1 protein-coding gene is annotated in these 1361 nt (G+C 44.0%); it reads right to left on the reverse strand.

Annotated features, from left to right (window positions below):
• Positions 1-20: 20 nt before the first annotated feature.
• Positions 21-992, reverse strand: coding sequence for a transposase (locus tag QUA50_RS29165; RefSeq protein WP_333268792.1), 972 nt, complete (start codon positions 990-992; stop codon positions 21-23).
• Positions 993-1361 lie beyond the last annotated feature (369 nt).

The following is a 1361-nucleotide window of genomic DNA, read 5'->3' on the forward strand; positions in this document are numbered from 1 at the left end:
GTAGATACTGTCTTGAGCTGTCAAGGGGTAGCGATCGCATAATTGGGGTCGAAAGGCTTTTGGGATTTTAAAATACCAAAAGCCAAATGTACCAATTTCCGCATCAAAGCACCAATCACCTGCATTTTTACCTTTCCACGACCCAATAATCGCTCAGTCATAGCTTTGAGCAAAGGATTACAACGCATCGCCACCACCGCAGGCATATACAATGCCTTTCGCAGCCGGACATTACCAGTACATGACAAACGAGTTTTGCCACGCACAGAAGTTCCTGAACTGCGCTCACACGGGGTTAAACCTGCATACGCGGCTAGTTGACGGGCATTCTTGTAATCTTCAATCCGACCAACTTCAGCTAACAATACAGCGGCAGTTTGTTCTCCAATACCTGGAATCGAAGTCAATAGCTCGCGCTGCTGTTTTAAGTGTGGATGTTGGTCAAAATGATCGCTAATCATTTTTTTGATTTCTGCTTGTTGTTGTTTGATATACTCCAAATGAGCTTTCGTAAGTTTAGCCACTGTTACTGTAGCTGTTTCCAAACGGTTTTCTTCTTGTTGATACATCTCTGTCAAAGATTCGAGTCGTCGCAGTAAAGCTTGTAACTCCTTAACTTCGGGAGGGGTCGGCTTCCAAAGTGATGGTTTAATTGCCGCACAAAAACGAGCAATCAATGCTGCATCTACAGAGTCAGTTTTAGTACGCAAAAGTTCGCTTTTAGCAAACCCTTTAATCCGAGCCGGATTGACCACACTCACCTGGTAGCCTGCTTCATACAGAAATTCAGCTAGGGCATCTCCGTAAATGCTCGTGGCTTCCATGCAGGCATGAAGTTCTTCGACACCTTGTTTTTTGAGCCAATTATTCAAGCTCTCAAATCCTGCGGTATTATTCGTGAACTTTTTGGTTGTTGAGCCACGCTCTTCTTTCAGTAAAACGACATGAAAGTCTTTTTTACTGATATCTATGCCTAAAAATGTGGGTGTCATGTTTGCTCCCGATGTACTGCGATCTATGAAAGAACCTGACAGGCATTTAACTAACCTTGTGAATGCAGGCTGTCTCGTTTAAACGAGCGCCTAAGATACTGTCCAGCTTTTTGGTATGCGCCTGTCATCAGTAATGGGAGCTTATCTACACAACAGACTTGTGATAGTCTAAGGGGCGGGCCAACTTCACCAATTGCTGATGTCCGATCACAACACTTTTTACTGTCACCTGTACCTAGAGGCAAGAAACTTTAAGGGTTTCTTTATCTTTACTCGTGTTCTTGTTCGATTACAACCGTGTCTGCGGTTCGATAGCCTGCATTTTGCGGTTTGATAGCTTGTCTCTTTTAAGATACAAGGGGCGGGTTC

The sequence above is a fragment of the Microcoleus sp. M2_D5 genome, from assembly GCF_036701935.1.
In the GTDB taxonomy this organism is placed as follows: Bacteria; Cyanobacteriota; Cyanobacteriia; order Cyanobacteriales; family Microcoleaceae; genus Microcoleus.